We start from the raw sequence: 26,428 nt of genomic DNA, 5'->3' as shown, positions 1-26,428 counted from the left end.
TCGATCCGGGCGCCCGTCCTCGGGTCGTACGGCGACGGTCAGTGCAGCTTCACCCGCGGCTCGGTGCGCCGGGTCAGCGCGCGGGCCAGGGTGTCGAGGGCGGTCTTGGCCGTGCCGTGCAGCGCCCGCTCGTGCATCTTGTAGAGCGAGCGGTACATCATCCGGGCGAACAGACCGGCGATGAGCATGTTCTTGCCGCGCACGAACCCCATCAGGCTGCCCACGGTCGAGTACTCGCCCAGCGAGACCAGCGAGCCGAAATCCTTGTACCGGAACGGCTTCAGCGGCTTGCCGTCGATCTTGGCCGGGATCTGGGCGATCAGGTGGCTCGCCTGCTGGTGGGCCGCCTGCGCGCGCGGCGGCACCGGCGTGTCGGAGCCGGCCTCGACCAGGTAGGCGCAGTCGCCGATGGCGAAGATGTCGGGGTCGCGGGTGGTCTGCAGCGTCGGCGTCACCACCAGCTGGTTGGTCCGCGTCGTCTCCAGGCCGCCGATGCCCTGCAGGAAGGGCGGCGCCTTCACGCCCGCCGCCCAGACGACCAGCTCGGACGGGATGAAGGTGCCGTCGGCGAGCTGCACGCCGTCGGCGCGGACCTCGGTGACCCGCGCCTTCACGCGCACGTCGACGCCGATCTTGCTGAGGAGCTGCATCACCTCCGCCGAGAGGCGCTGCGGCACTGCCGGCAGGATCCGGTCGGCGGCCTCGACCAGGGTGATGCGGATGTCCTTGCCCGGGTCGATCTTGTCGAGCCCGGTCGAGACGACGTGGCGCAGGGTCCGGTGGAGCTCGGCGGCGAGTTCCGTCCCGGTCGCGCCCGCGCCGATCACCGTGACGTGGAGCTGGCCGGGCCGGACCGGGCCGGCCTGCGTGTGCGCCCGCAGCGAGGCGTTCACGAGGCGCTGGTGGAAGCGCACCGCCTGGTCCTGGGTGTCGAGGGCGATGGCGTGCTCGGCGACGCCCGGCGTGCCGAAATCGTTGGTGGTGGAGCCCACCGCCATCACCAGCGTGTCGTAGGGGACGGCGCGCTCGGGCGTGACCTCGCGCCCTTCCGCGTCGTAGCTCGCGGCGAGCTGGATCGTGCGCGCCTCCCGGTCGAGCCCGGTCATCCGCCCGATCCGGTAGCGGAAGCCGTGCATGTGGGCGTGGTGCAGGTAATCCACCGCGTGGTGGCCGACGTCGAGGCTGCCGGCCGCCACCTCGTGGAGCAGCGGCTTCCAGATATGCGTCCGGGCGCGGTCCACGAGGGTGACGTGCGCGCGCTTGCCGCGCCCGAGCTTGTCGCCGAGCTTCGTGACCAGCTGCAGTCCGGCGGCGCCGCCGCCGACCACCACGACGCGATGAAGGCCCGACTCGTTCTCGACGGATGCCATCGACACTCTTTCTCCTCCCGGACCGGGATCAGTCGCCGGCCTCCTTACACGGCCTGGGTTGCCGAATACCACATCGCCGGCCGCGACCCCCGGTCACGAGTGCGACGTCGCGCACCGGACGGGCGGCGCGCGGGGCCCGGTCACGCCGGCGGGGCGCCTGGCTGGCGCAGCGGGTGTGCCTCCGCGACCGCCGGCAGGGCGAGGCAGGCCTCGGCGATTCGCGCGACCGTCGGGTAGGCCGCCGTGTCGATGCCGAAGATGCCCGTCCCGACCCAGAGGCTGACGAGGCAGAGGTCGGCGTGGCTCACCGAATCGCCCTGGCAGAACCGGCCCTTCCCCGGCTCGGTGGCGAGGCGCGTCTCCAGGGTCCGGAGGCCGGTCTCGAAGGCGTTGCGCAGGAAATCCAGCATGCGCTCCCGGGGCAGGCCGTAATGCTCCATCAGGAAGGTGCGCACCCGGGGCACGTAGAGCGGGTGGGTGTCGCACGCGACCACCTGCGCCAGCGAGCGGGCCCTGGCCCGCGCCCGGGGCTCCTCGGGCAGCAGGCGGACGCCGCCGCGCGTCTCCTCCAGGTAGTCGAGGATCGCCAGCGACTGGGTGAGCGGCGGCCCGTCGCCGTCGAACAGCGCCGGCACCGCGCCCTGCGGGTTGATCTTCCGGAACGCCGGCTCGTGCTGGTCGCCCGCGTCGAGGTCGATGAAGGTCTCCTCGTAGGCGATGCCCTTCAGCTTCAGGGCGATCCGCACCCGGAAGGCCGCGGCCGAGCGCCAGTTGCCGTACATGTGCATGGGTCAGCGGTCTCCGACGGGGTCGAGCGAGCACAGCCGACTTCGCTGCGGCCCGCAAGAGGCGCGGCGGCCCCGGGGGCGACAAGCGGTCCCGTCGGGCCCATATCGGTCTCCCGCCCCGGAGAGCCCGCACGATGGCCGATCAGACCGACGCCCGCCGCTTCATCCCCCTGAACATCGCGGTCCTGACCGTCTCCGACACCCGCCGCCCAGAGGACGACCGCTCCGGCGACACCCTGACCCAGCGCCTCACCGAGGCGGGGCATGTCCTGGCGGCCCGGTCGATCGTCCCGGACGAGGTCCCGGCGATCCGCGCGCGGGTGGAGGCGTGGCTGCGCGACCCCGGCGTCGACGTGGTGATCACCACCGGCGGGACCGGCTTCACCGGCCGCGACGTCACCCCCGAGGCGCTGGAGCCGCTGTTCGAGAAGCGCATGGACGGCTTCTCGGCCGTGTTCCACCGGATCTCGTACGACAAGATCGGCACCTCGACCCTGCAGTCCCGCGCCACCGCGGGGGTCGCGCGGGCGACCTACGTGTTCGTGCTGCCGGGCTCGCCCGGCGCCTGCCGCGACGCCTGGGACGGAATCCTGGCCCAGCAGCTCGACTACCGGCACCGGCCCTGCAACTTCGTGGAGATCATGCCGCGCCTCGACGAGCACCTGCGGCGCGGCGCGAGCCTCACGGTGTGAGGCCGCGCGCTACGCGAGGTTCCCCTCCTTGCGGCGCAGGACCGAGTGCTTGCGGCCGTAGAAGAAGTACACGACGAGGCCGATCGCCATCCAGATCACCAGCCGGAGCCACGTGTCGAGGGGCAGGCCGATCATCAGGAGCAGGCAGGACAGGATGCCGAGGATCGGCACGACCGGCACGGCGGGCGCCCGGAACGGCCGCTTCATGGTGCGCTCGGCCCGCCGCAGGTAGAGCACCGAGCCGCAGACGAGGATGAAGGCGGCCAGCGTGCCGATGCTCACCATCTCGCCGAGGATGTGGATCGGCACCAGGGCCGCCACCACGGCGACCGCGGCCCCGATCATCGCCTGGCTGCGATACGGCGTCTGGTAGGTCGGGTGGACGTGGGAGAACATCTTCGGCAGCAGGCCGTCCTGCGCCATGGTGAAGAAGATCCGGCTCTGGCCGTAGAGCAGGACGAGGATCACCGTCGTCAGCCCGGTCAGCGCCCCGAGCTTGATCAGGAGCGCGAACCAGCCGATGCCGATCACGTCGACGCCCTTGGCGATCGGGTCCGGGACGTTCAGGTCCTTGTAGGGCACGAGCCCGGTCAGCACGGCGGCGACGAGCACGTACAGGATCGTGCAGACCGCGAGCGAGCCCAGGATGCCGATGGGCATGTCCTTCTGGGGTCTGCGCGCCTCCTGGGCGGCGGTCGAGACCGCGTCGAAGCCGATGAAGGCGAAGAACACCACGCCCGCGCCGCGCAGGACGCCGCTGTAGCCGAAATGTCCGAAGGTCCCGTCGTTGTCCGGGATGAGCGGGCTCCAGTTCGCGGCGTTCACGTGGCCCCAGCCCAGGGCGATGAAGGCGACCACGACGGTGAGCTTCACCGCGACCATGATGTTGTTGAAGAGCGCCGATTCCTTCGTGCCCCGCATCAGCAGGATCGTGATCAGCGCCACGATCAGGACCGCCGGCAGGTTGAGCAGCGCGGTCCCGCCGCCCTCGATCGGCGTGCCCGGCGCGTTGGCGAACTGCGCCGGGATCACGATGCCGACGCTCTTCAGGATGCTGGTCACGTAGCCCGACCAGCCGACCGCCACGGTGGCGGCGCCCATGGCGTATTCGAGGATCAGGTCCCAGCCGATCAGCCACGCGAAGAACTCGCCGAGCGTCGCGTAGGTGTAGGTGTAGCTCGATCCGGCGACCGGGATCAGCGCGGCCATCTCCGAGTAGCAGAGGCCGACGAAGGCGCAGGCGATGCCGCCGAGCACGAAGGACAGCATGATCCCCGGCCCGGCATACTGGGCCGCGGCCGTGCCGGTCAGGACGAAGATGCCGGCGCCGATGATCGCCCCGATGCCCATCGCGGTGATCGAGAGGGCGCCCAGCGACTTCGAGAGCTGCTGCTCGCCCTCGCCGCTCTCGACGATGTCCTCGACCGACTTGCGCCCCATCAGGCCCGACGAATCCATGGCACCATCCTTCCAGATCGGGGTGGCTCAGCGCGCGTCATCATGTCCGGAGACGGCGACGATCCTGCCGCGCTTTCAGAGTTGTAGAGGCGGATCGACCGACAACAACGTGAGCGGACGCAAGATTCTTCCGAGCAAGATTCTCCCGAGCAAGATCTTTCCGGTCAGGCGCGCTCGATCCGGGCGATCAGCGGCCTGACCTTGAGGCGACCCGTGAACGCGCCCTCGGCACGCAGGGCCTCGCGCCGGACGACGTCGCCGGCCCGGGCCTGCCGGGCGCCGACGACGGTCTCCGCCCGTCTGACGAGCCGGCCGAGCCAGCGCCCGGCCGGGCGGTGCAGGCGGCCGAGCGCCGTCTCCGGCCGCGCGGTCCCGACGAAGCGGTCGAGGGTGCGGATCCAGCCCTCGGCCGGGACGTCGCCGGCCTCCAGGCACAGGATCCAGTCCCGCCGGGCCGCGGCGGCGCCGGCCGCGTAGGGATTGCCGCCCCGGTGCAGCACGAGGGTCGCGCCCGTGGCCTCCGCGACGGCCGCCACGGCCTCGCTCTCGCGGCCCGCGACGATCACCGCGTCGCCGACGAGGCCGCCGGCTACGCCGGAGACGAGCACGCTGAGCGTGTCGGCCAGGCGATCGATCGCGTCCGGATCGGCCGGTTTGGCCAGATAGGTCACGGCGGAGAGCATGAGCGCGCGCATAGACGATTCTGCGGCGCCGTAAACTGCCCCGCGGCCCGCGCGGCGACGCGCCGTCGCCCGGACGGGCTGCAGAGCCGCATTTGCCTGAAAAAAAGGCGCCCTTCGCCGTCGCGTTCGCTCTATGTTCTCACATGGATGCGTGAGGGAGGCGAGTCGTCATGGGGGACACGCGCGACGGGACCGCATCCGGGGCCGCGCCGCGACTCGGGCCGAGCGTCGCGGAACCGGCCGCCCGGCGCGGGCGCGGCGCGACGGCCAACCCGACGGGCCGGTACGAATCCGCCCGGCGCGAGGCGTTCCACGACGAGACCTGGACGGCGGACGCTCCGGCACCCCTGCGCACGCAGGTCACGCCGGAGCGGGCCGCCCGGATCATCGCGCGCAACAGCTCGCCCGACATCCCGTTCGACCGGTCGATCAACCCGTACCGGGGCTGCGAGCACGGCTGCATCTACTGCTACGCGCGCCCGACCCATGCCTGGCTCGGCCTGTCGCCGGGGCTCGACTTCGAGTCGCGGATCTTCACCAAGCCGGACGCCGCCCGGCTCCTCGCCCGCGAGATCGCCGCGCCGGGCTACAGGCCCGACACGATCGCCCTCGGCACCGCCACGGATCCCTACCAGCCGGTCGAGCGGGAGCACCGGCTCACCCGCGCAGTTCTGGAGGTGCTGCGGGAGGCCCGCCACCCCGTCAGCATCACCACCAAGTCGGACCTCGTGCTGCGCGACCTCGACCTCCTGGCCGAGATGGCGGCGGAGAACCTCGTGCTGGCGGCGATCTCGCTGCCGACGCTGGATCCGGACCTCGCCCGCCGCCTCGACCCGCGGGCGCCGCGGCCGGGCAAGCGGCTCGCGGCGATGCGGGGCCTGAGCGCGGCGGGCGTGCCCGTCATGGTCAACGTCTCGCCGATCATCCCCGGCCTGACGGACCACGAGATCGAATCGATCCTGGCCGAAGCGCGCGCGCACGGGGCGAGCCGGATCGGCCACGCGCTGCTGCGCCTCCCGGGCGAAGTCGCGGACCTCGTGGCGGACTGGTTCACCGAGCACTATCCCGAACGCAGGGCGCGGGCCTTCGCACTCCTGCGGGAAGCCCGGGGCGGGCGCGAGAACGACCCGCGCTTCGGCCACCGCTTCCGCGGGGAGGGCGCCTACGCGGCGATGATCGGCCAGCGGGTCCGGCTCGCCGGCACGCGTCTCGGTTTCGCCTTCGGGCGCATCGCGCTGAATCGCGACGCCTTCCGGAAGCCCGGCGCGCAGCTGGCGCTGTTCTGATACGCGACCGACGCGACGGCGCGCGCGAGGCGGCGGACCTGTTCCACAGTACGGTTCAGCGAAAATTCCAGTCATTTTGGCCGGAAATGGCGTAAAAATATAATTCCAAAGATTGAAAACGGCTCAAATGTTGCTCCCAAAGTCGATGATCGGATGTCTAAGGCGTGAGGAAAATCGCAGAACGTAAGATTGACATCTGTGTCATTGTGGTTCAAATGCCTGAGATCGCGAGGTTTACTGCGAGATTTTGACCAAGTTTGATTGAGTTATCGAATTTCAGTTCTATATTGAGGGTCGTTCTGTGTGTAAGAGCGCGATTTTGTCCGGCGTCCGTGTCCGCAGATCCCGCCAATGGACGCTGTGCGCCGTGATCCGGTCTCGGGCGAGCCGCGCGCCGCGGCCCGGCTCGGTTCTGCCGGTCGCGACTGCCGGCCTTCCTTGAGACGGTAGAGTGTCGGGGTTTCGACCTCCGATGCCGACCGGGCGAACTCCCGGTCCGATGACCGGACCGGGAGCGCCGGTGGGACCCGGACTCGCCACGCCCTCGCCGCGCCCTTCGAGCGAACCGGGCCGGCGCCGCGTCGGGGTGCCTGTCGCGTCGCTCAGCCTTTCCGTCGACCGAGGCCGACCGGCTGCCCTGCTCGAACCGGGCAGCCCGGCGGCGGGCCGCACGCCTCGACGCACCGCGAAGAGAGATCCCGACCCTCATGCTGCGTCTTCCGCGTCCGTCCATCGGCACGATCCTGTGCGCGATCCTGTTCTCACTCAGCGCCATGCTGCTGGCCGCGGGCGCCCGGACGGCGCTGGAGGCCGGGGCGCAGGAGCGGGAGAGCCGCCGCGTCGTCGCGCTCACGGAAGGCAGCCGGATCCTCCTCGAGATCCTGCTCGCCGTGCGCCTCGAGCGGGGGCGGACCCTGCAGGCGCTGATCGTCGCGGACAGGATCCCGCCCGCCGACGCGGCCCTGATCGCCCGACAGCGCGCGACCCGGATCGATCGGCTGGCGGCGCTCCTGAGTCTGGTGCGCGCGATCGACACCGCCGCGGTGGCGAAGACGGTCGATCCGCTCCGACGGGCGCACGAGGCCGTCACCGGCCTGACGTCGCGGATCGACGCGGCCCTCGCGGTCCCGGTCGCGGAGCGCGAGGCCGCGACCGAGGAGGTCGCCGCGACCGCCTTCCGGGATCTGCTCGACGCGCTCACGGCGACCAGCGGGGCCGTCGACGTCACGATCCCGCGCCGGGACGCGGCGCTGGCCCGCGCCCTGGACATCAAGCGCGCCGCCTGGATCACGCGGGTCGCGATCGGCGGCAACGTGGCGCGGGCCGAGACGGCCGTGACACGGGGCACGGGCTGGTCCGAGGAGGAGCGCCTCGCGGAGGCCGAAGAGCGCGGCCGCGTCGCGGCGAGTTGGGCGAATCTCGTCGATCACATGGACGACACGCTGCCGCGGGCGGTCCAGGACGCCTTCGTGAGGGCGGGCGCCAGCAACTTCGAGGGTGAGGTCGCGGCGCGGCGGCAAGCCTTGCGGGCGGCCCTGAGCCGGGGCCAGCCGCCGAGCGTCGCGATCCAGGACCTGCGCGACCGCAACACGCGGGAGGTCAACACCATCGCCGACCTCGCCGAGGCGGCGCTGAACGCGATGGTGGCCCGCGCGCAGGCACTCTTCGCTGAGGCGGGGGCGACGCTGCTGCACACCGGCCTGTTCCTGGCCGCATCGGTGCTGCTCGCCGGTGCCGGCGCCGTCGTCGTCGTCCGCCGCGTGCTCGGGCCGCTCCGGGCCATGATCCAGGCGATGCGGGCGCTCGCCTCCGGCGACGTCGCCGTGGAGATCCCGGCCCGCGGGCGGCGGGACGAGATCGGCGCGATGGCGGCGGCCGTGGAGGTCTTCCGGGACAACCTCGTCCGCACCCGCGCCCTGGAGGCAGAGGCGGACGAGGCGGCGCGCGCCGCGGAGGCGCAGCGCCGGACCATGACGCACACGATGGCGCAGACCTTCGAGGCGGCGGTGGCCGGCATCGTCGGGCAGGTCTCCGCCGCCGCGGCCGAACTGCAGACCACGGCCTGGGAGATGACCACCACAGCCCAGGAGACGGCCAGCCAGTCCGATACCGTGGCCGCGGCCGCCGAGGAGGCGTCCGCCGGCGTCAGGACGGTGGCCGCCGCGGTGGAGGAACTCGGCACCTCCGTCCAGGAGATCGGGCGGCAGGTCCAGGGCTCGTCCGAGCTGGCCCGGAGCGCGGTCGGCGAGGCCGACCAGACGGCCGCCCTGGTGGCGGCGCTGAACGCGTCCGTCGCCCGGGTCGACGCCGTCGTCGAGCTGATCGCCCGCATCGCCGCGCAGACGAACCTGCTGGCGCTCAACGCCACGATCGAGGCGGCGCGGGCCGGCGAGGCCGGGCGCGGCTTCGCGGTCGTCGCAACCGAGGTCAAGGAACTGGCCGCCCAGACCGGTCGGGCCACCGACGAGGTCGGCCGGCAGATCGGCGAGATCCGGACCGTGACCGGTCAGGCGGTGCGGGCGATCGGGACGATCACCGGCCGGATCGGGGAGATCGACGCCGTGGCCGCCGCCATCGCGGCCGCGGTGGAGCAGCAGGGGGCGGCGACGCAGGAGATCGTCCGCAACGTCGCCCAGGCCAATGCCGGCACGCAGGAGGTCACCGGCAACATCGCCGGCGTGGCGCAGGCGGCCGACCGGACCGGCCACGCGGCCGACCACGTGCTGACGGCCGCCACCGCGCTCACGCGTCAGTCGGAGGAGCTCGCCGCGGAGGTCGAGCGCTTCCTCACGGGCGTCCGGGCCGCGTGACCCGTCGCCCGGCTCAGTCGAAGCCGCGGGTGAAGCTGAGCCGGTGGTGGGGGCTGCGCCCGAGCTGCGTCAGGCCGGCGCGGTGGACGGCCGTCCCGTAGCCGACATTGCGCTCCCAGCCGTAGCCGGGATGGCGCCGGGCGAGCCGCCGCATCAGCTGGTCCCGGAGCACCTTGGCGACGATCGACGCGGCGGCGATCTGGGGCACCAAGTGGTCGCCGCCGACGACGGCGCGGCCGGGCAAGCCCGGCAGGGCGTCGCGCCCGTCGACCAGCACGGGCTCGGCGAGGCCGAGCCGCGCCACCGCCCGCGCCATGGCGTCGAGGGTCGCGCCGCGGATGTTGATCCGGTCGATCAGGGCGCGCGACCCCGCCGCCACCGCGACCCGCGCGTGGGCGCGGATCAGGGGGGCCAGCCGGTCGCGCACGGGCTCGGGGACGCGCTTGCTGTCGTCGAGGGCCGCGAGCAGGTCGGCCGGGATCGCCGCCGGATCGAACCAGACCGCGGCCACCACCACGGGTCCGCAGAGCGCGCCGCGCCCGACCTCGTCGCAGCCGATCGCCGCCGGATACGCGGCGGCCCGGGCGGGGTCGAACGGTCCGGCGACTGGGGGGCGGGCTCTGGCGGACCCGGCCGGTCCGGCGGGCGATCTGACTGGCGATCTGACTGGCGGCTTGGCTGGCGGCTTGGCGGGCGGCATCGCGCCCTCCTGCCATTCCGCGCGGACGCCGTCACGCGTCAGGCGGCGTCGCGGGTGCTCCGGGCGCCGCCATGCGCCTCGACGATGTTGCCGAAGAACTGCCGAGCGCTCACGTCCCAGCCGCGGCGCAGGGCCTCGGCCCGGCACTCGGCGCGCGACAGGCGCAGGGCCGCCAGCGCGGCGACCCGCAGATCCGGGTCGAGCACGCCGACCCGCGTGCCGCCGACGACGTCGTTCGGACCCGGCACCGGGAAGGCCGCCACCGGGAGCCCGCTGGCCAGCGCCTCCAGGAGCACGATGCCGAACGTGTCGGTGAGGCTCGGGAAGACGAAGACGTCGCAGGCCGCGTAGACCGCCGAGAGGTCCGCGCCGGTGCGGGTGCCGAGGAAGTGCGCCGCCGGCGCGAGGGCCTGCAGCCGCGCGCGGTCCGGACCGTCGCCGACCACCACCTTGGTGCCGGGCAGGTCGAGGGCGAGGAAGGCCGCGACGTTCTTCTCCACCGCCAGTCGCCCGACGTAGAGGAACAGCGGCCCCGGCAGGCCGGCGAGTTCCGCCGGCCGGGGCGTCCCGGGCTCGGCCGGCCGGAATCGTTCCGTGTCCACGCCCCGGGTCCAGCGCATCAGCCGGCCGAAGCCCCGCGCCGCGAGCTCGCCCTGGAGCGAGGCGGTGCTGACCATCGTCCCGCGGGCGGCGCCGTGGAACCGGCGCAGGTACGCGTAGGACCACGCCTCCGGCACCGGCGCGCGGGCGGCGAGGTATTCCGGGAAGCGCGTGTGGTAGCTCGTCGTGAAGGGCAGGTCGTGGGCGAGGCAGTGCCGGCGCGCCGCGAGGCCCACCGGCCCCTCCGTGGCGATGTGCACGTGGCTCGGCCGCTCGGCCCGCCAGCGCGCCGCCACCCGCTCGCGCCCGGCATAGGCGAGGCGGATCTCCGGGTAGCCCGGCAGCGGCAGCGAGCGGAAATCCGCGACGGACAGCAGCGTCGTGGCGAAGCCGTGCTCCGGCGCGCGCCGGACCATCTGCTCGAGGGAGCGCACGACGCCGTTCACCTGGGGGTGCCACGCGTCGCTGGCGATCAGGAGCTTCACGGCGCCGCCCTCACGCCACCGCGCGCCGGCCCGGCAGGGGCTGCGGCACGACCTCGGCCTCCCGCGCCCGCAGGAGGCTCGGGTAGTGCAGCACCTCGATGCGGCCGTCGTAGTGCTCCACGAGCCCGGTGCAGGATTCCACCCAGTCGCCGGTGTTGAGGTAGCGCAGGTCGCCGATCGGCCGGTCCGCGGCGTGGTGGATGTGGCCGCAGATCACCCCGTCGGCGCCCTGGCGGCGGGCCTCCTCGGCCAGGATCGTCTCGAAGCGGCCGATGAAGCTCACGGCGTTCTTCACGCGCAGCTTCGCCCAGGCCGACAGCGACCAGTAGGACAGGCCGAGCCGCCGCCGCACCTTGTTGATCAGCGTGTTGAGGGAGAGCGCCAGCGTGTAGGCGCCGTCGCCCAGATGGGCGAGCCACGGCGAGTGGCGCACGACCATGTCGAACTGGTCGCCGTGGATGACGAGGTAGCGCTTGCCGTCGGCCGCCTCGTGGATCGCGGTCTCGGCGAGCTCGATGCCGCCGAAGCTCGTGCCCACGTAGTCGCGCAGGAACTCGTCGTGGTTGCCGGGCAGGTAGACGATCCGCGCGCCCTTGCGGACCTTGCGCAGGAGCTTCTGCACCACGTCGTTGTGCTCCTGCGGCCAGTACCAGCCCGAGCGCAGCTGCCAGCCGTCCACGATGTCGCCGACGAGGTAGATCGTGTCGGCGTCGTAGTCCTTCAGGAACGACAGCAGCAGGCCGGCCTGGCAGCCGCGCGTGCCGAGATGCAGGTCGGACAGGAACAGCGTCCGCACGCGGACCGGCATCTCCTCAACCTCGGCCACGGCATCCTCTCCCGGCGGCTGAACGGTGCCGGGATCCAGAGCGCGATCCGATCTCAGTTTGATGACGCGGGTTCCGACGGGGCGGAAAGACTTCGGTGTGCGATGCCGCGAAGCCTCTCAACCGGAGTGCGACTTCGTTGCGGCGCACAAAAAATTTTTTTGGCAAGTTCCGGAAGTTTTTCCGGTTTTCCTTTCGAGCTTCACCGCCTCATAATACCAAGAACCGGCCGCTCGGCACGAGCACGGCCGGACCTTGACAGGAAGGCGGCGAGGACGGCCCTGGAGCCGTTGGACGGGACGGCAATTCGGAGGCGACCGGCGCGCGGGGGCGCGCCGCGACGCGAGCGGCGTGAGGCCGCCTGCCGCTCCGCGGAGACCCCCCGATCACGGCAGAGGATGGCGTTCGAGGGGGTGCGGCGCGAGCCGCTCTCGACGGCGCCGGACCGACTCCCTGAGGACGCTTGGACAACCCGGCGCGGGTTCACGCCCGCGCGCAATGGACTTTTCGGAGGAAACATCATGGCCGCAACCCGGCGCCCCGGTCGCAACCACCTCTTCATCCCGGGCCCCACCAACATCCCGGAGCGCGTCCTGCGCGCCATGCACGTGCCGTCGGAGGATCACCGCTCGCCGAGCTTCCCCGAGCTGGTGAAGCCGCTCCTGCAGGACTCCAAGATGGTGTTCGGCTCGACCGCCGGGACGGTCATCCTGTTCCCGTCCTCGGGCACCGGCATCTGGGAATCGGCCCTGTCCAACACCCTCTGCCGCGGCGACACGGTGCTGACCTCGCGCTACGGCCAGTTCAGCCACCTCTGGGTCGACATGGCCCAGCGCCTCGGCCTCGACGTGGTCGTCCAGGAGGAGGAGTGGGGCACCGGCGCCGATCCGCAGAAGATCGAGGAGGCCCTGCGCGCCGACAAGGACCATAAGATCAAGGCTGTGATGGTCGTCCACAACGAGACCGCCACGGGCGTCACCAGCGACATCGGCGCGGTGCGCAAGGCGATCGACGCCGCCGGCCACCCGGCCCTGCTGTTCGTGGACGGCATCTCGTCGATCGGCTCGCTGCCGTTCTACATGGACGACTGGAAGGTCGACTGCGCCATCGCGGGCTCCCAGAAGGGCTTCATGCTGCCGGCCGGCCTCGGCCTGATCTGCATCAGCCCGAAGGCGCTCAAGATCGCCGAGGGCGGCACCGGCCGCAACGACCGGCTCGGCCACGCCTACTTCGCCTGGAAGGACCAGCTGGCCGCCAACGCCACCGGCTACTTCCCCTACACCCCCGTCCTGCCGCTGCTCTACGGCCTCCGCGAGGCCCTGGAGATCGTGAAGGAGGAGGGGCTGGAGAACGTCTACCACCGCCATCACGTGCTCGGTGAGGCGACCCGCCAGGCGGTCGCGGCCTGGGGCCTCAAGCCCTGCGCCAAGGAGCCGAAGTGGAACTCCGACACGGTCACGGCGATCGTGGTGCCGGAGGGCGCCGACGCCGCCAAGGTGATCACCCACGCCTACGAGCGCTACAACCTCTCGCTCGGCGCCGGCCTGTCGAAAGTCGCCGGCAAGGTGTTCCGCATCGGCCACCTGGGCGACCTGAACGAGCTGTCGCTGCTGGGTGCCATCGCGGGCGCCGAGATGGCCATGCTCGATTGCGGCATCAAGGTCACGCCGGGCTCGGGCGTCGCCGCCGCCTCCAGCTACCTGCGCGAGAATCCGCTGCATAAGGCGTGATCTGCGCCCGCGATCGGGGCGGGACCGGGTTGCCGGGCCCGCCCCGACGCGCAAGTAAGAACAAGACTATCGAGGAAACCGCCCGTCGTACGAGAGGGGTCCTATGACCAAGAAGATCGTGTTCCTGGATCGTGAATCCCTCGATGCCAGGGTCCGACCGTTCAATTTCCCCCACGAATACGTCGAGCACGAGTCGACCTGGACGCCGGAGGAGATCGTCTCCCGCCTCCAGGGCGCGGAGATCGCGCTGATCAACAAGGTCCCGATGCGGGCCGAGACGCTGAAGCAGCTCCCCGACCTGAAGCTGATCGCGGTCGCCGCCACCGGCACCGACGTGGTCGACAAGGCCCAGGCCAAGGCCCAGGGGGTCACGGTCGTCAACATCCGCAACTACGCGTTCAACACCGTGCCGGAGCACGTGGTCGGGCTGATGTTCGCCCTGCGCCGGGCGATCGTGCCCTACGCCAACTCGGTGCGGCGCGGCGACTGGGCGAAGTCCAAGCAGTTCTGCTACTTCGACTACCCGATCTACGACATCGCCGGCTCGACGCTCGGCATCGTCGGCTACGGGGCGCTGGGCAAGTCGATCGCCAAGCGCGCCGAGGCGCTGGGCATGAAGGTCATCGCCTACGACGTGTTCCCGCAGGACGGGCTGGTCGATTTCGAGACGATCCTGACGCAGTCCGACGTGATCACGCTGCACGTGCCGCTGACCCCCGACACCAAGGGGATGATCGGCGCCGCCGAGCTCAAGAAGATGAAGAAGAGTGCCATCCTCATCAACACGGCCCGCGGCGGCCTCGTGGACGAGGCGGCCCTTCTCGAAGCGCTCAAGGACGGCACCATCGCGGGCGCCGGCTTCGACGTGGTGGCGCAGGAACCGCCCAAGGACGGCAACATCCTGTGCGAGGCCGACCTGCCGAACCTGATCGTCACGCCGCACGTCGCCTGGGCGAGCAAGGAGGCGATGCAGATCCTGGCCGACCAGCTCGTCGACAACGTCGAGGCCTTCGTGGCGGGCAAGCCGCAGAACGTGGTCGAGTAGGCGCGACAGGCCTCTTCTCCCGCACGGGAGAGAGGGCGCGCCGCGCCGAATAAGCGAACTGACAGCTCGGGCGGACGACGACGCGAATGGGTCGCTCGGTGCGACCGCCCTATGAAAGCAAGACGATAGCGCCGCAGGGCGCGACAGAAAGGTCCGAAACGTGACGAAGAAGCTGCTGTTCCTGTTCGACACCGATGCCGTGCCGAACGTGTTCGACACGGTCGTCGGCTACGACGGCGGCGCCGACCACATCACCGGCTACGGCGGCGTGAATCCCGACAATGTCGGCGCCCTGGTTGACGGCACGATCTACACCCGCGGCGGCTCCGAGAAGAAGTCGACGGCGATCTTCGTCGGCGGCGGCAGCATGGCGGCGGGCGAGGCGCTGTTCACCGCCGTCAAGAAGCGCTTCTTCGGCCCGTTCCGGGTCTCGGTGATGCTCGATTCCAACGGCTCCAACACCACGGCCGCCGCGGGCGTCGCGCTGGTGGCCAAGGCCGCGGGCTCGCTCCAGGGCAAGAAGGCCGTCGTTCTGGCGGGCACCGGCCCGGTCGGCATGCGCTCGGCCGCTCTGCTCGCCGGCGAGGGCGCCGAGGTGACGATCGCGGGCCGCGCCCTCGACAAGACCCAGGCCGCCGCGGACCAGATCAACACGCGCTTCAAGGTCAACGTGAAGGCCGCCGCCACCCCCGACGAGGCCTCCCGCGTCGCCCTGGTGAAGGGCACGAACCTCGTGTTCACGGCCGGCGCCATCGGCGTCGAGCTGCTGCCGGAAGCCGCCTGGGCGCAGGAATCGTCGATCGAGTTCGTCGCCGACTACAACGCCCAGCCCCCGACGGGCATCGGCGGCATCGACGTGATGGACAAGGGCAAGGAGCGCAACGGCAAGCAGGCCTTCGGGGCGTTGGGCATCGGCGGCCTGAAGCTCAAGCTGCACCGCGCCTGCGTCGGCCAGCTCTTCGAGAGCACCGACAAGGTGCTCGACGCCGAGGAGATCTACGCCCTCGCCAAGACGATGGCCTGAGGAGGCGCCGGTGACCGAGACGCATCGCCCCGAGACCGACAGCATCGAGAAATTCCTGACGGAGCTGGCGAGCGCTGCCCCCACCCCCGGGGGCGGCGGCGCGGCGGCGATCTCCGGCGCCATGGGCGCGGCCCTGGTGTCGATGGTCTGCAACCTCACCATCGGCAAGAAGAAGTACGTCGAGGTCGAGGCCGAGCTGAAGGAGGTCCTGGCCAAGTCCGAGGGCCTGCGGGTCGTGCTCACCGGCATGATCGGCGAGGACGTCCAGGCCTTCGACGCCGTCATGGGCGCCTACGGCCTGCCCAAGGCCACCGACGACGAGAAGGCGGCCCGCGCCGAGAAGATCCAGGCGGCGCTGAAGACCGCCTGCGACGTGCCGCTCGCCTGTTGCCGGGCCTGCCGCGCGGTGATCGACCTCGCGGCCATCACCGCCGACAAGGGCAACCTCAACGTCGTGTCGGATGCCGGCGTGGCGGTGCTCTCCGCCTATGCCGGCCTGCGCAGCGCGGCGCTGAACGTCTACGTGAACGCCAAGGGTCTCGAGGACCGCGCGTTCGCCGAGGAGCGGCTGAAGGAGCTGGAGGATCTGCTCGGCGAGGCCGGCGCACTCACCGAGAAGGTCTACGCGGTCGTCAAGGACAAGGTGAACTGAAGCGGCGACTTGGGTCAGCACCGCGCGTCACAGCGTGCCCGGTCGGCCCCGTCGACGCCGCCGTCTCTGCGAGCGCAGTGAAGCAATCCAGTCGGCGCCACCCTCGCAGGCGTCGCGCTGCCCTGGGTCGCTTCGCTGCGCTCGCGATGACGGACAGAGCGTCCTGAACGAAGCGTTCCGACGTACTTTGTAGCGATTCAACAGTCGAGGCCGGGTGCATCGTGCTCCCGGCCTCGCTGTTTTTCTGTATGCTGCGTTGCAATATGAAATACGATCTGTGTTGCGACCGCGAAAAAGTCGCGGTCAATCAGGAGCTTAAAAAATTTGACGGGCGTAATCTTTCGACTCAACTAAAGTAGAGGGCGTCAACGGCGGCAACGAACCGCGGAGGAGGCGCCGAATGGACGTCCACGAGTATCAGGCCAAGGAGCTGCTCGCGAGCTTCGGCGTGGCCGTCCCGAAAGGCGCGATCGCCTTCAGCCCGGACCAAGCGGTCTACGCGGCCACCGAGCTCGGCGGCTCGTTCTGGGCCGTGAAGGCGCAGATCCACGCCGGCGCCCGCGGCAAGGCCGGCGGCATCAAGCTGTGCCGGACCTACAACGAGGTCCGCGATGCCGCGAAGGACCTCCTCGGCAAGCGCCTCGTCACGCACCAGACCGGCCCCGAGGGCAAGCCGGTGCAGCGGGTCTACGTCGAGACCGCCGACCCGTTCGAGCGCGAGCTCTACCTCGGCTACGTGCTGGACCGGAAGGCCGAGCGCGTGCGGGTCATCGCCAGCCAGCGCGGCGGCATGGACATCGAGGAGATCGCCGCCAAGGAGCCCGACTCGCTCATCCAGGTGGTGGTCGAGCCGGCGGTCGGCCTGCAGCAGTTCCAGGCGCGGGAGATCGCCTTCCAGCTCGGGCTCAACATCAAGCAGGTCTCGGCCGCGGTGAAGACGATCATGAACGCCTACCGGGCGTTCCGCGACTGCGACGGCACCATGCTGGAGATCAACCCGCTCGTCGTCACCAAGGACGACCGGGTGCTGGCGCTCGACGCCAAGATGAGCTTCGACGACAACGCGATGTTCCGCCGGCCGGGCATCGCCGACATGCACGACCCGTCCCAGGGCGATCCCCGCGAGGCGCAGGCCGCCGAGCACAACCTCAGCTACATCGGCCTCGAGGGCGAGATCGGCTGCATCGTCAACGGCGCGGGCCTCGCCATGGCCACCATGGACATGATCAAGCACGCGGGTGGCGAGCCGGCGAACTTTCTGGACGTCGGCGGCGGCGCGTCTCCTGAGCGGGTCGCCACGGCCTTCCGGCTCGTGCTCTCGGACCGCAACGTGAAGGCGATCCTGGTCAACATCTTCGCCGGCATCAACCGCTGCGACTGGGTCGCCGAGGGCGTCGTCCAGGCCGCCCGCGAGGTGAAGATCGACGTGCCGCTCGTGGTCCGGCTCGCCGGCACGAACGTCGAGGCCGGCAAGAAGATCCTGGCCGAGAGCGGCCTCGATCTCATCACCGCCGACACGCTGGCTGAGGCGGCCAAGAAGGCGGTCGACGCCTGCTCCGCCGCCAAGACGCAGCACTGAGAGGGGAGACCGCGCCATGAGCATCCTCATCGACGAGACCACCCCGATCATCGTCCAGGGCATCACGGGCGACAAAGGCACCTTCCACGCCAAGGAGATGCTGGATTACGGCACGAACGTCGTCGGCGGCGTCACCCCGGGCAAGGGCGGGCGCACCCATCTCGGCCTGCCGGTGTTCAACACCGTCAAGGAGGCGGTGGCGGCGACCGGCGCCACCACGTCGATCACCTTCGTGGCGCCCCCCTTCGCGGCGGACGCCATCATGGAGGCGGCCGATGCCGGCCTGCGGCTGGTCTGCTCGATCACCGACGGCATCCCGGCCCAGGACATGATGCGGGTGAAGCGCTACCTGTACCGCTACCCCAAAGAGAAGCGGACTATGGTGGTCGGCCCGAACTGCGCCGGCATCATCTCGCCCGGCAAGGCGATGCTCGGCATCATGCCCGGCCACATCTACCTTCCGGGCAATGTCGGGGTGATCTCCCGCTCCGGGACGCTGGGCTACGAGGCCGCCTCGCAACTCAAGGAACTCGGGCTCGGGATCTCGACCTCGGTGGGCATCGGCGGCGACCCGATCAACGGCTCGTCCTTCCTCGACCACCTCGCCCTGTTCGAGACCGACCCGGACACCGACGCGGTCCTGATGATCGGCGAGATCGGCGGCCCGCAGGAGGCCGAGGCCTCGGCCTGGATCCGCGAGAACATGTCGAAGCCGGTGATCGGCTTCGTGGCCGGGCTGACCGCCCCGAAGGGTCGCCGCATGGGCCATGCGGGCGCGATCATATCGGCGGCCGGCGACAGCGCCGCCGAGAAGGCCGAGATCATGCGCTCCTACGGGCTGACGGTGGCGCCGGATCCGGGCTCCTTCGGGCAGACGGTGGCCGACGTGCTGGCCCGGGCCGCGTAGCGCGGCCGGCCCGCCTTACGTCCCGGAACGCGGCGCGGGTCCTCTCTCCCGAGCGGGAGAGGGCGCGCGTCGCGCTGGGCACCGGCCGATGCGCGCCTCCCTCCCGGAGGTGACGGCGCATCGCGCTGAACATCCTCGAGAAAGACCGTGCGCCACGAGGTGGCTCCATGACCCGCACCCTTCACGCAACCCCCGGTCTCGTCGATGCCACGGCCTTCGCGCCGCCGGTGATCGTCGGCACGTCGTCGGAACAGGCGCTGGACATCCTGTTCCAGGCGCTGCTCGACGTCGCCCGCCGGCACGACCCCGACCTCGAGGCGGTCCTGCACGGGACGGCCGACATCTCGCGCTTCTCGCCGCAGATGCTGGCGCGCGCGCTGCAGGTGCAGGGCATCTGGTTCCAGCTGATCTCCATCGCCGAGCAGAACGCCGCGATGCGCCGCCGCCGGCACGTGGAGCGCACGGAGGGGCGGGCCGCGCTCGGCGGCTCCTTCGCCAAGGTTTTTTCCGACGCGCGCAAGCAGGGCGTGCCCCCTGAAAAAATCCAGGCGCTGCTGAGCGACCTGCGCATCCGCCCGACGCTCACCGCCCACCCGACCGAGGGCAAGCGGGTGACGGTGCTGGAGAAGTTCCGCCGGATCTACCTCGTCCTGCGCGAGCTGGAGATGCCGCGCTGGACCGACCGTGAGCGCAACGGGCTCATGAACGAACTGCGCGACCAGATCGAGCTGGTCTGGATGACCGGCGAGCTGCACCTGGAGAAGGCCACCGTCGAGCGCGAGGTGGCCTGGGGTCTGCACTTCTTCGACGAGACCCTGTTCGAGATGCTGCCCGAGACCCTGGAGACCCTCCACGAGGCGCTGGCCGAGACCTATCCGGGCACGGAGTTCAGGGTGCCGCCGTTCTTCCAGTTCGGCTCCTGGATCGGCGGCGACCGGGACGGCAACCCCTACGTCACGGCGGCGGTCACCCGGCAGACCCTGCACCGCAACGCGCTCGCCTCGCTCACGCGCTACCGCGACGGCGTCCGCGAGCTGGGGCGGACCCTCTCGCTCACCGAGCGCTCGCTGCCGCTGCCCGAGAGCTTCCGCGCGGAGCTCGACCGGAATCTCGCCGAGAGCGGCCAGGCCCGCGCCATCACCCGGCGCAACCCGGGCGAGCCCTATCGCCAGTACCTCTCCTGCGTCCTGCGCAAGATCGAGGCGACGATCGCCCGCAACGAGGGCGAGCACCCGTCCGGCCCCGACTACGCGAGCGCGGACGGGCTGATCGAGGACCTGCGCACCCTGGAGCGCGGCCTGACCGAGGCCAAGTGCGGGGCACTGGCGCGGGACCTCGTGCGTCCGGTCCGGCGCATGGTCGAGATCTTCCGCTTCTCGACGGTCCGCCTCGACCTGCGCGAGAACACCACCCGGACCACCGACACGCTCCACGCCCTCTGGCGCCAGCGCCACGGCGACGGCGAGCCGCCGGCCCTCGGCTCGGCCGCGTGGCGCCAGTGGCTCGACACGGAGCTCGCCCGGCCGCGCGATCCCGAGCGGTCCTTCGAGGACCTGCCCGACGCGGCCCGCGAGACGCTGGCCACCTTCGCCCTCGTCGCCGAGATGCGCGAGGCCCTCGACCGCGAGGCGTTCGGCGCCTTCGTGCTGTCGATGACCCGCTCGGTGGAGGACGTGCTCGGCGCGTACCTGCTGGCCAAGGAGGCGGGGGTGTTCCTCGACGCCGCCGGCACGGAGATCTGCCCGCTGCCGATCGTGCCCCTGTTCGAGACCATCGACGACCTGCGCGCCGCCCCGGCGATCATGCGGGCGCTGCTCAACGTGCCGGTGGTCCGCCGCTCCACCCGCTGGCAGGGCGGCGTGCAGGAGGTGATGATCGGCTACTCCGACTCCAACAAGGACGGCGGCTTCGTCGCCGCCAACTGGGAACTCTACAAGGCGCAGAGCAAGCTGACCCGGCTCGGCGAGGAGCTCGGCGTCGGGATCGCCTTCTTCCACGGGCGCGGCGGCTCGGTGAGCCGCGGCGGCGTGCCGACCCAGAAGGGCATCATGGCCCAGCCGCCGGGCTCGATCCGCGGCCGGTTCCGGACCACCGAGCAGGGCGAGGTCGTCTCGTTCAAGTACGCCAACCGCGGCACGGCCGCCTACCAGATGGAGCTGCTGGCGGCCTCGGTGTTCGAGCACGCGCTCGCCGGCGACGGCGAGCGGGCGGGCCCCGGCCACGACGACGCCCTCGAGGCGCTCGCCGGGGCCTCGCGGGCGGCCTACGTCCAGCTGCTCCAGACCGACGGCCTGGTCGATTACTTCCAGGCGGCGAGCCCGCTGGACGAGATCTCCCTTCTCAACATCGGCTCGCGTCCGGCCCGCCGCTTCGGCGCGCGCTCGCTCTCGGACCTCCGCGCGATCCCCTGGGTGTTCGCGTGGTCGCAGAACCGGCACGTGATCACCGGCTGGTACGGCGTCGGCTCGGGGCTGGCGAGCTTCATCGACGTGCGCGGCCGCGACGGCGAGGCGACCCTCAAGCGGCTGTTCAACGAGTCCCGCATCCTCCGCCTCGTCCTCGACGAGGTCGAGAAGACGCTGATGATGGTCGATCTCGACATCGCCCGCGCCTACGCGGGCCTCGTCCAGGACGCGGGCGTGCGGGACCGGATCTTCTCGATGATCGAGGCCGAGTACGCGCTCACCCGCGAGATGGTGCTGCGGGTGAGCGGCGGCACGGAGCTGGCCGAGCGCTTCCCCCTGTTCCGGGACCGCCTGAAGGGCCGGCTCCCGACGATCAACCAGGTCAGCCGCGAGCAGGTCGAGCTGCTCGCCCGCTACCGCGCGGAGACCGACGAGGACCGGCGCGAGGCGGTGAAGTCGGCCCTGCTCCTGTCCATCAACTGCATCGCGGTCGGCTTCGGGGCGACCGGATAGGGGAGGGTCCAGCGGGCTCCCTCTCCCGCGCGGGAGACGGGACCCCTGCCGCGATCCCGTACCGGGGACCCGGTCCATTCGTGCAGCCGCGCCCTGTCAGCGATCCACGCGCGCGCCATTTGCCGCCGATGAACGGGACCGCATCCCGCAACGGCATCAGAACCGTCACCAGGAGAGAGAACCCAAGATGAGCTTCACCCTGATCCAGCAGGCCAAGCCGCGCCTGCACCGCTCCGAACTCGCCGTGCCCGGCTCCAACCCGACCTTCATGGAGAAGTCGGCCTCCTCGGCGGCGGACGTGATCTTCCTCGATCTCGAGGACGCGGTCGCCCCGGACGACAAGGAGAAGGCCCGCACCAACATTATCCAGGCGCTGAACGACCTGGATTGGGGCAACAAGACCATGATGATCCGCATCAACGGTCTCGACACCCACTACATGTACCGCGACGTGGTCGACATCGTCGAAGCCTGCCCGCGGCTCGACATGGTGCTGATCCCCAAGGTCGGCGTGCCGGCCGACGTCTACGCCATCGACGTGCTGGTCACCCAGATCGAGCAGGCCAAGAAGCGCGAGAAGCAGATCGGCTTCGAGGTGCTGATCGAGACGGCCCTCGGCATGGCCAACGTCGAGGCGATCGCCCAGTCGTCGAAGCGGCTGGAGGCGATGTCCTTCGGCGTCGCCGACTACGCCGCCTCGACCCGCGCCCGATCCACCGTCATCGGCGGCGTGAACCCCGACTTCTCGGTGCTGACCGACAAGGACGAGTCCGGCAGCCGCCAGACCCACTGGCAGGACCCGTGGCTGTTCGCCCAGAACCGCATGCTGGTCGCCTGCCGCGCCTACGGCCTGCGCCCGATCGACGGACCGTTCGGCGACTTCTCGGATCCGGACGGCTACCGCTCGGCGGCCCGCCGCTGCGCGGCCCTCGGCTTCGAGGGCAAGTGGGCGATCCACCCGAGCCAGATCGAGCTCGCCAACGAGGTGTTCACGCCCTCCGAGGCCGAGGTCACCAAGGCCCGGCGCATCCTCGAGGCCATGGAAGAGGCCGCCAAGGCCGGCCGCGGCGCCGTGTCCCTGGACGGCCGCCTCATCGACATCGCCTCGATCCGCATGGCCGAGGCGCTGATCGAGAAGGCGAACGCCATGAAGGGCTGAAGACGGCTCTGACGCGGGCGGATCCCGGCCCCCTGGCCGGGATCCGCCCTCCGCACGGCGAGGAACGTCTCGTCCTTGCGAGCGCAGCGAAGCAATCGAGGGTCGCGGCTACGGCGACATGCGTGTCGCTGCCGGGTTGCCTCGCTGCGCTCGCGAGGACGGCGGCGAGGACGGCGGCGCCGCGTGGCCCGAAGTCCCGTCAGAACGGCCGATCGTCGGGCAGCCGCGCCGCTTCCATCTCGTCCGGCGTCGGGTCCCGGTGAACCACGATCCCGGTGGAGCGGTCCGCCGCGATCAGCCCGAGCCGGGCGAACCCGTCGAGCCAGCCGTCCATCGGCCAGATCCCGTGCCGGTCGTGGAAGCGCGCCGCGTTGGCGACGATGTCGCGGAAATGCTGCAGCGGCGGGTCGTAGCCCGGATGATGCTGATGGTAGGCCCGGGGGCCGCCGAGGAACAGGATCGGCACGCCGGCCCGCTCGGCCCGGAAGGCGAGGTCGGTGTCCTCCGCGCCGTAGCCCGAGAAGGTCTCGTCGAAGCCGCCGAGGCGGTCATAGGTCGCGGCCCGCACCGCGAAGGCGAGGGACCAGAACAGGCCGGGCTGCGGCGCCGGCGCCACCGTGCCGGCGGGCGGGAAGACCCGCACCGGGTGCGGCGCGCCGAGACGCGCCAGATCCGTCTCGCGCCACCCGTCCGCGACCGCGCCGGCCGGCAGGTAGCCGATCTCGCAGCAGATCAGGCCGTCCCGCTCGGCCACCGCCCGCGACAGGCCCGCGACGAGCCCCGCCGAGGGGATGCAGTCCACGTCGAGGAAGATCAGCGTGTCGGCACCGGCGGCCCGGCGCCCGGCATTGCGCGCCGCGGCGAGCGGCAGGCCGGCACGCGGGAACGGCACGCGCTCCACCGGGAAGGGCAGGGCCGGGTAGGGCGCCGCGTCGTCGCCGATCTCGACGACGACGCAGCGGTCGGGCGGGTCGCCGCGGCCGAGGCCTTCGAGCAGACGGGTCAGGTGCGCGCGCCGGCCCTTGTTGAGGGTGATGACCGCGACGCTCACGGGGCGGTTCCGGCGCGCAGGACGTCGATGCGGTACTTGTCCGTCCGCGCCTGACTCAGGACCTGTGCGAAGGGCGCCGACAGCCGGATGAAGCCCTCGGCGGCGCCGTCACCCGAGAGCGGGTAGTCGGTCTCGCCCAGCCAGTGCACCAGCACGATGTCGCCGCCGGGCGCGATCGTCGCGCCGGCCCGGCACACGAGCGCGGCGAAATCCTCCGGGGCCAGGAAGTACAGGAACTCGGAGAGGACGATCAGGTCGAAGCGCTCCTCGGGCCAGTCCGCCGGCATCGTGCCCTGCCGGATCTCGACGTGGGGGCGATCCGCGCAGCGCGCCCGGGCGTCCTCCAGGGCGGCCGGAACCAGATCCGTGGCGAGCAGACGCTCGCAGCGCTCGGACAGGGCGTGGGTGAAGACGCCGATCGAGCAGGCCGGCTCGAACGCGGCCCGGTAGCGCGCCTGCGGCAGGGCCGCCAGCGTCGCCGCGTACTTGTCGCGCTCGTAGGACGACGAGGTGAAGCGCCAGGGATCCGGGTCGCTGGCGTACATGCCGAGGAAGTAGTCTTCCGGCAGGGTCTGCGTCCGGCGGCTCATGCGGGGACCGCGACGAAGCGCTCGTAGGGGCCGCAGAGCCGGTCGATCATGGCGGGCTCGAGCCGGAAGCCCTGGGGATCGTCCGCGATCAGGTCGGTGGTCTGCGATTCGTGGGCGGCGACGGCGCGCGCCTTGGTCTCGCGATAGGCGGAGACGTCGAGGCGCAGGCCGGCGGGGCTCGGCCCGACCTCGGTCTCGGGCGGCAGGGTCCAGCCCCAGACGGGGTACTCGTAGACGCGGACCCCCGGCATCTGCGGCCGCGCGAGGGCGACGATCGCCGCGGCCGCCTTGTGGTCGCAGTGGGGATCGTGGCGCCACGTGACGAAGACCGCGCCGGCCCCGATCGCCGCGGCCGCGCGGGCGACCGCGGACGCGGCGGCCTCGGCCTCGGGGCCGTCGCTCGGGACGTGCGCGTCCGGGAGGCGCAGGAAGGTGACGGCCTCGGGCCCGAGGCCGAGGACCGCCACGGCCCGCCGGGTCTCCGCCTCGCGGAGGGCGCGCAGTTTCTCGGGCGGGTAGAGACGGGAATGCGTGTGCGACCCGCAGCCGTCGCTGACCACGACGAGATGCACGGGCCGTCCCGACGCCCGGGCGGCGGCGATCAGCCCGCCGCATCCAAGGCTCTCGTCGTCGGGATGGGGCGCGACCACCACGAGCCCCCGGCTCCCCAGGAGGGCGTCGAGGCTCGCCACGGGCAGCGCGTCGGCGGCGGCGAGGAAGGCGTCGGCGCGCATCAGCGGCCTCCGATCCGGTCGGAGGCCGACAAGACGAAGGCCAAGGGAAAGCGCCGGTCGCACCGCGACGGGCTGCTGACGGGATCGATCACGGGACGCTCCACGGACGGTGCGCGGGTTGTGGCGTCCCGGGTTGTCAGGCGCGGCGCATGAACGCGCCATGAGCGGCGCGTTCGGGCCGGCCGGCGAGTGTCAGCGATCGTTCTCGGTGGTGAGCGCGTCGGCGCGGGTGCCCTCGTCGACGCCCCGGCCCGCCGCGAGGTGGACGCCGGGCGTCGGCGCGTCGCGGAAGACCGCACCGGCGGCGCTGAGGGCGCTGCGCAGGGCCTCGACTTGGCCACTGGGCGCGTCGCTGTAGCCGCCCTCGAAATCCCGCACGAATCGCTCGTCCAGGCCGACCTTGCCGGCGAGATCGGCCTCCGACCAGCCGAGCAGCCCGCGGGCCGCCCGCGACTGCGCCGGGGTCATGGCGAGCGCCCGGGTCCCGCTCTGCGCGCCCTCGTCCGATCCTGCCAAGGTGATCCTCCTGCTTCGCATCGATTAACAACGATCGCGGTCCCGGATCGTTTCCGGGCGGTCTTCGGCCGAGCGCGACCATAATTGTGCTGAAATCCTGTCGCATCCGGCAAGGCGCAAGGATTCGGAGCGGCCCCCGCGAGGGGCCGGACCGCGCGGCCCGCGCGGCGCTTCCGGACCGGGATGACCTGCGCGCGGCGCGCGCGACATGGGGACTGGACGATGAGAGGGGTGCTGATCGCGAGCTTGGCCTGTGCCGTGCTGGCCATGGACCTGACCGCGGCGACGCAGGCGCAGGCGCAGATGGGCGGCTCGCCCACGGGCTTCGGCCGGGGCAACCGCCGGCCGGGCGGCGAGGAGGAGAAGAAGCCCCAGTACGTGCCGGGGACCAAGGCCAGCGAGAAGATGTTCCCGCTGGACTCGACCTGGACCGCCGTGAGCCTGAACGGCAAGCCGTTCACGGGCGGCGACCGGCCGAGCTTCATCATCGACAAGCAGTACCGCGCCCGCGGCTACGGCGGCTGCAACACCTTCGCGGCGACCGCCTTCCCGCTCAAGGAGCAGCACATCGCCGTCGGCCCGCTCGCGCTCACCAAGAAGAGCTGCGACAAGGGCCTCGCAGCCGCCGAGCAGGCGTTCTTCATCGCCCTGCGCACCTCGGCGGCGTGGGACATGGTCGGCTCGCAGCTCGTTCTGAAGAGCCCGAACGGCGAGCTGAAGTTCGACCGGGCCCTTTAAGGGCCGGTTCACCACGCCGAACGACGACGGCCGCCGATTCAGACGCTCTTGAGGGACGTCGGCGCTCACTCCTCCGGTATCGAGGAGGG

The 26,428-nt window shown here is 71.4% G+C and carries 23 protein-coding genes; 12 read left to right on the top strand and 11 right to left on the bottom strand.

All coding sequences use genetic code 11. From position 1 onward, the window contains the following. Positions 1 to 38: 38 nt before the first annotated feature. Complete coding sequence (locus ACLBX8_RS17200) at positions 39 to 1,370, bottom strand: NAD(P)/FAD-dependent oxidoreductase (RefSeq protein ID WP_091679643.1); 1,332 nt, start codon at positions 1,368 to 1,370, stop codon at positions 39 to 41. Between the two features lie 140 nt (positions 1,371 to 1,510). Next, a complete protein-coding gene (gene maiA, locus ACLBX8_RS17195; protein ID WP_447715552.1) occupies positions 1,511 to 2,158 on the bottom strand; it encodes a maleylacetoacetate isomerase in 648 nt (215 codons plus the stop codon). Positions 2,159 to 2,292: 134 nt separating this feature from the next. Between maiA and moaB the strand changes: the two genes are divergently transcribed. Then, a complete protein-coding gene (gene moaB / locus ACLBX8_RS17190) occupies positions 2,293 to 2,850 on the top strand; it encodes a molybdenum cofactor biosynthesis protein B (RefSeq protein WP_447699468.1) in 558 nt (185 codons plus the stop codon). A 9-nt stretch (positions 2,851 to 2,859) separates the two neighbouring features. On the opposite strand, the gene ACLBX8_RS17185 is transcribed toward moaB, so the two are convergent. Both ACLBX8_RS17185 and ACLBX8_RS17180 read right to left on the bottom strand, forming a co-directional pair. Then, complete coding sequence (locus ACLBX8_RS17185) at positions 2,860 to 4,308, bottom strand: amino acid permease (protein WP_091679634.1); 1,449 nt, start codon at positions 4,306 to 4,308, stop codon at positions 2,860 to 2,862. A 164-nt stretch (positions 4,309 to 4,472) separates the two neighbouring features. Beyond that, complete coding sequence (locus ACLBX8_RS17180; protein ID WP_447715551.1) at positions 4,473 to 5,003, bottom strand: hypothetical protein; 531 nt, start codon at positions 5,001 to 5,003, stop codon at positions 4,473 to 4,475. Between the two features lie 158 nt (positions 5,004 to 5,161). On the opposite strand from ACLBX8_RS17180, the gene ACLBX8_RS17175 reads away from it, so the two are divergent. Together ACLBX8_RS17175 and ACLBX8_RS17170 are read left to right on the top strand one after the other, a co-directional pair. Further along, complete coding sequence (locus tag ACLBX8_RS17175) at positions 5,162 to 6,277, top strand: PA0069 family radical SAM protein (protein WP_447715550.1); 1,116 nt, start codon at positions 5,162 to 5,164, stop codon at positions 6,275 to 6,277. 707 nt (positions 6,278 to 6,984) lie between these two features. Continuing rightward, the gene (locus tag ACLBX8_RS17170; RefSeq protein ID WP_447715549.1) at positions 6,985 to 9,087 is read left to right on the top strand and encodes a methyl-accepting chemotaxis protein; all 2,103 of its coding nucleotides are present in this window, start codon (positions 6,985 to 6,987) and stop codon (positions 9,085 to 9,087) included. Positions 9,088 to 9,100: 13 nt separating this feature from the next. Here ACLBX8_RS17170 and ACLBX8_RS17165 read toward each other — a convergent pair whose 3' ends face one another. Genes ACLBX8_RS17165 through ACLBX8_RS17155 form a run of 3 tightly spaced genes read right to left on the bottom strand, consistent with a single transcriptional unit; the run spans position 9,101 to position 11,680 of the window. Beyond that, positions 9,101 to 9,787 (bottom strand): ribonuclease HII, encoded by a 687-nt coding sequence (locus ACLBX8_RS17165; protein WP_100251379.1) that lies wholly within the window; start codon positions 9,785 to 9,787, stop codon positions 9,101 to 9,103. 38 nt (positions 9,788 to 9,825) lie between these two features. Beyond that, positions 9,826 to 10,872 carry a glycosyltransferase family 4 protein gene (locus tag ACLBX8_RS17160; protein WP_091679623.1) on the bottom strand — a complete coding sequence of 349 codons (1,047 nt, stop codon included), beginning with the start codon at positions 10,870 to 10,872 and terminating at the stop codon, positions 9,826 to 9,828. 10 nt (positions 10,873 to 10,882) lie between these two features. Continuing rightward, positions 10,883 to 11,680, bottom strand: coding sequence for a UDP-2,3-diacylglucosamine diphosphatase (locus ACLBX8_RS17155; protein ID WP_376738913.1), 798 nt, complete (start codon positions 11,678 to 11,680; stop codon positions 10,883 to 10,885). A gap of 537 nt (positions 11,681 to 12,217) precedes the next feature. On the opposite strand from ACLBX8_RS17155, the gene ACLBX8_RS17150 reads away from it, so the two are divergent. From ACLBX8_RS17150 to ACLBX8_RS17115, 8 genes are all read left to right on the top strand, one after another. Beyond that, on the top strand, positions 12,218 to 13,426 hold the full coding sequence (locus ACLBX8_RS17150) for an aminotransferase class V-fold PLP-dependent enzyme (protein ID WP_091679620.1): 1,209 nt from the start codon (positions 12,218 to 12,220) through the stop codon (positions 13,424 to 13,426). Positions 13,427 to 13,529: 103 nt separating this feature from the next. Further along, a complete protein-coding gene (locus ACLBX8_RS17145; protein ID WP_091679618.1) occupies positions 13,530 to 14,471 on the top strand; it encodes a D-2-hydroxyacid dehydrogenase in 942 nt (313 codons plus the stop codon). 160 nt (positions 14,472 to 14,631) lie between these two features. Further along, entirely contained in the window at positions 14,632 to 15,495 is an 864-nt protein-coding gene (locus ACLBX8_RS17140; RefSeq protein WP_042673897.1) for an NADP-dependent methylenetetrahydromethanopterin/methylenetetrahydrofolate dehydrogenase, read from the top strand. Between the two features lie 10 nt (positions 15,496 to 15,505). Further along, positions 15,506 to 16,147, top strand: coding sequence for a methenyltetrahydrofolate cyclohydrolase (gene fchA / locus ACLBX8_RS17135; protein WP_100251382.1), 642 nt, complete (start codon positions 15,506 to 15,508; stop codon positions 16,145 to 16,147). 400 nt (positions 16,148 to 16,547) lie between these two features. After that, positions 16,548 to 17,726 (top strand): malate--CoA ligase subunit beta, encoded by a 1,179-nt coding sequence (locus ACLBX8_RS17130; RefSeq protein ID WP_020092653.1) that lies wholly within the window; start codon positions 16,548 to 16,550, stop codon positions 17,724 to 17,726. Between the two features lie 16 nt (positions 17,727 to 17,742). After that, positions 17,743 to 18,633: a succinate--CoA ligase subunit alpha gene (gene sucD, locus ACLBX8_RS17125; RefSeq protein WP_010687110.1), complete on the top strand. Its 891-nt coding sequence runs from the start codon at positions 17,743 to 17,745 to the stop codon at positions 18,631 to 18,633. Positions 18,634 to 18,800: 167 nt separating this feature from the next. After that, positions 18,801 to 21,551 carry a phosphoenolpyruvate carboxylase gene (locus ACLBX8_RS17120; protein WP_447699463.1) on the top strand — a complete coding sequence of 917 codons (2,751 nt, stop codon included), beginning with the start codon at positions 18,801 to 18,803 and terminating at the stop codon, positions 21,549 to 21,551. A 187-nt stretch (positions 21,552 to 21,738) separates the two neighbouring features. Beyond that, a complete protein-coding gene (locus ACLBX8_RS17115; RefSeq protein ID WP_012320599.1) occupies positions 21,739 to 22,710 on the top strand; it encodes an HpcH/HpaI aldolase/citrate lyase family protein in 972 nt (323 codons plus the stop codon). A 199-nt stretch (positions 22,711 to 22,909) separates the two neighbouring features. On the opposite strand, the gene ACLBX8_RS17110 is transcribed toward ACLBX8_RS17115, so the two are convergent. From ACLBX8_RS17110 to ACLBX8_RS17095, 4 genes are all read right to left on the bottom strand, one after another. Further along, entirely contained in the window at positions 22,910 to 23,761 is an 852-nt protein-coding gene (locus ACLBX8_RS17110; protein ID WP_100251384.1) for a glycosyltransferase family 2 protein, read from the bottom strand. Beyond that, positions 23,758 to 24,351, bottom strand: a complete 594-nt coding sequence (locus ACLBX8_RS17105; protein WP_100251385.1) for an SAM-dependent methyltransferase — start codon at positions 24,349 to 24,351, stop codon at positions 23,758 to 23,760. Before ACLBX8_RS17105 ends, ACLBX8_RS17110 begins: the two co-directional genes overlap by 4 nt. Beyond that, positions 24,348 to 25,085: a PIG-L deacetylase family protein gene (locus ACLBX8_RS17100; RefSeq protein ID WP_100251386.1), complete on the bottom strand. Its 738-nt coding sequence runs from the start codon at positions 25,083 to 25,085 to the stop codon at positions 24,348 to 24,350. The genes ACLBX8_RS17105 and ACLBX8_RS17100 overlap by 4 nt, the downstream gene beginning before the upstream one ends. Positions 25,086 to 25,277: 192 nt before the next feature. Then, the gene (locus ACLBX8_RS17095; protein ID WP_020092648.1) at positions 25,278 to 25,601 is read right to left on the bottom strand and encodes an XRE family transcriptional regulator; all 324 of its coding nucleotides are present in this window, start codon (positions 25,599 to 25,601) and stop codon (positions 25,278 to 25,280) included. A gap of 222 nt (positions 25,602 to 25,823) precedes the next feature. On the opposite strand from ACLBX8_RS17095, the gene ACLBX8_RS17090 reads away from it, so the two are divergent. Beyond that, on the top strand, positions 25,824 to 26,339 hold the full coding sequence (locus ACLBX8_RS17090; protein ID WP_056525903.1) for an META domain-containing protein: 516 nt from the start codon (positions 25,824 to 25,826) through the stop codon (positions 26,337 to 26,339). The last annotated feature ends 89 nt before the right edge of the window (positions 26,340 to 26,428 follow it).

This window comes from Methylobacterium sp. D48H (assembly GCF_053345715.1).
The sequence above is the reverse complement of the archived record's forward strand: the minus strand, read 5'-3'. Positions and strand labels throughout refer to the sequence as shown.

Bases quoted from the DNA above. Each gene is read 5' to 3' on its own strand.
- ACLBX8_RS17155 (WP_376738913.1), bottom strand. From the start codon at position 11,680: ATGCCGGTCCGCGTGCGGACGCTGTTCCTGTCCGACCTGCATCTCGGC.
- ACLBX8_RS17105 (WP_100251385.1), bottom strand. From the start codon at position 24,351: ATGAGCCGCCGGACGCAGACCCTGCCGGAAGACTACTTCCTCGGCATG.
- ACLBX8_RS17185 (WP_091679634.1), bottom strand. From the start codon at position 4,308: ATGGATTCGTCGGGCCTGATGGGGCGCAAGTCGGTCGAGGACATCGTC.
- ACLBX8_RS17200 (WP_091679643.1), bottom strand. From the start codon at position 1,370: ATGGCATCCGTCGAGAACGAGTCGGGCCTTCATCGCGTCGTGGTGGTC.
- ACLBX8_RS17180 (WP_447715551.1), bottom strand. From the start codon at position 5,003: ATGCGCGCGCTCATGCTCTCCGCCGTGACCTATCTGGCCAAACCGGCC.
- ACLBX8_RS17090 (WP_056525903.1), top strand. From the start codon at position 25,824: ATGAGAGGGGTGCTGATCGCGAGCTTGGCCTGTGCCGTGCTGGCCATG.
- ACLBX8_RS17115 (WP_012320599.1), top strand. From the start codon at position 21,739: ATGAGCTTCACCCTGATCCAGCAGGCCAAGCCGCGCCTGCACCGCTCC.
- ACLBX8_RS17100 (WP_100251386.1), bottom strand. From the start codon at position 25,085: ATGCGCGCCGACGCCTTCCTCGCCGCCGCCGACGCGCTGCCCGTGGCG.
- ACLBX8_RS17170 (WP_447715549.1), top strand. From the start codon at position 6,985: ATGCTGCGTCTTCCGCGTCCGTCCATCGGCACGATCCTGTGCGCGATC.
- ACLBX8_RS17130 (WP_020092653.1), top strand. From the start codon at position 16,548: ATGGACGTCCACGAGTATCAGGCCAAGGAGCTGCTCGCGAGCTTCGGC.
- maiA (WP_447715552.1), bottom strand. From the start codon at position 2,158: ATGCACATGTACGGCAACTGGCGCTCGGCCGCGGCCTTCCGGGTGCGG.
- sucD (WP_010687110.1), top strand. From the start codon at position 17,743: ATGAGCATCCTCATCGACGAGACCACCCCGATCATCGTCCAGGGCATC.
- ACLBX8_RS17120 (WP_447699463.1), top strand. From the start codon at position 18,801: ATGACCCGCACCCTTCACGCAACCCCCGGTCTCGTCGATGCCACGGCC.
- ACLBX8_RS17150 (WP_091679620.1), top strand. From the start codon at position 12,218: ATGGCCGCAACCCGGCGCCCCGGTCGCAACCACCTCTTCATCCCGGGC.
- ACLBX8_RS17165 (WP_100251379.1), bottom strand. From the start codon at position 9,787: ATGCCGCCCGCCAAGCCGCCAGCCAAGCCGCCAGTCAGATCGCCAGTC.
- ACLBX8_RS17145 (WP_091679618.1), top strand. From the start codon at position 13,530: ATGACCAAGAAGATCGTGTTCCTGGATCGTGAATCCCTCGATGCCAGG.
- ACLBX8_RS17175 (WP_447715550.1), top strand. From the start codon at position 5,162: ATGGGGGACACGCGCGACGGGACCGCATCCGGGGCCGCGCCGCGACTC.
- moaB (WP_447699468.1), top strand. From the start codon at position 2,293: ATGGCCGATCAGACCGACGCCCGCCGCTTCATCCCCCTGAACATCGCG.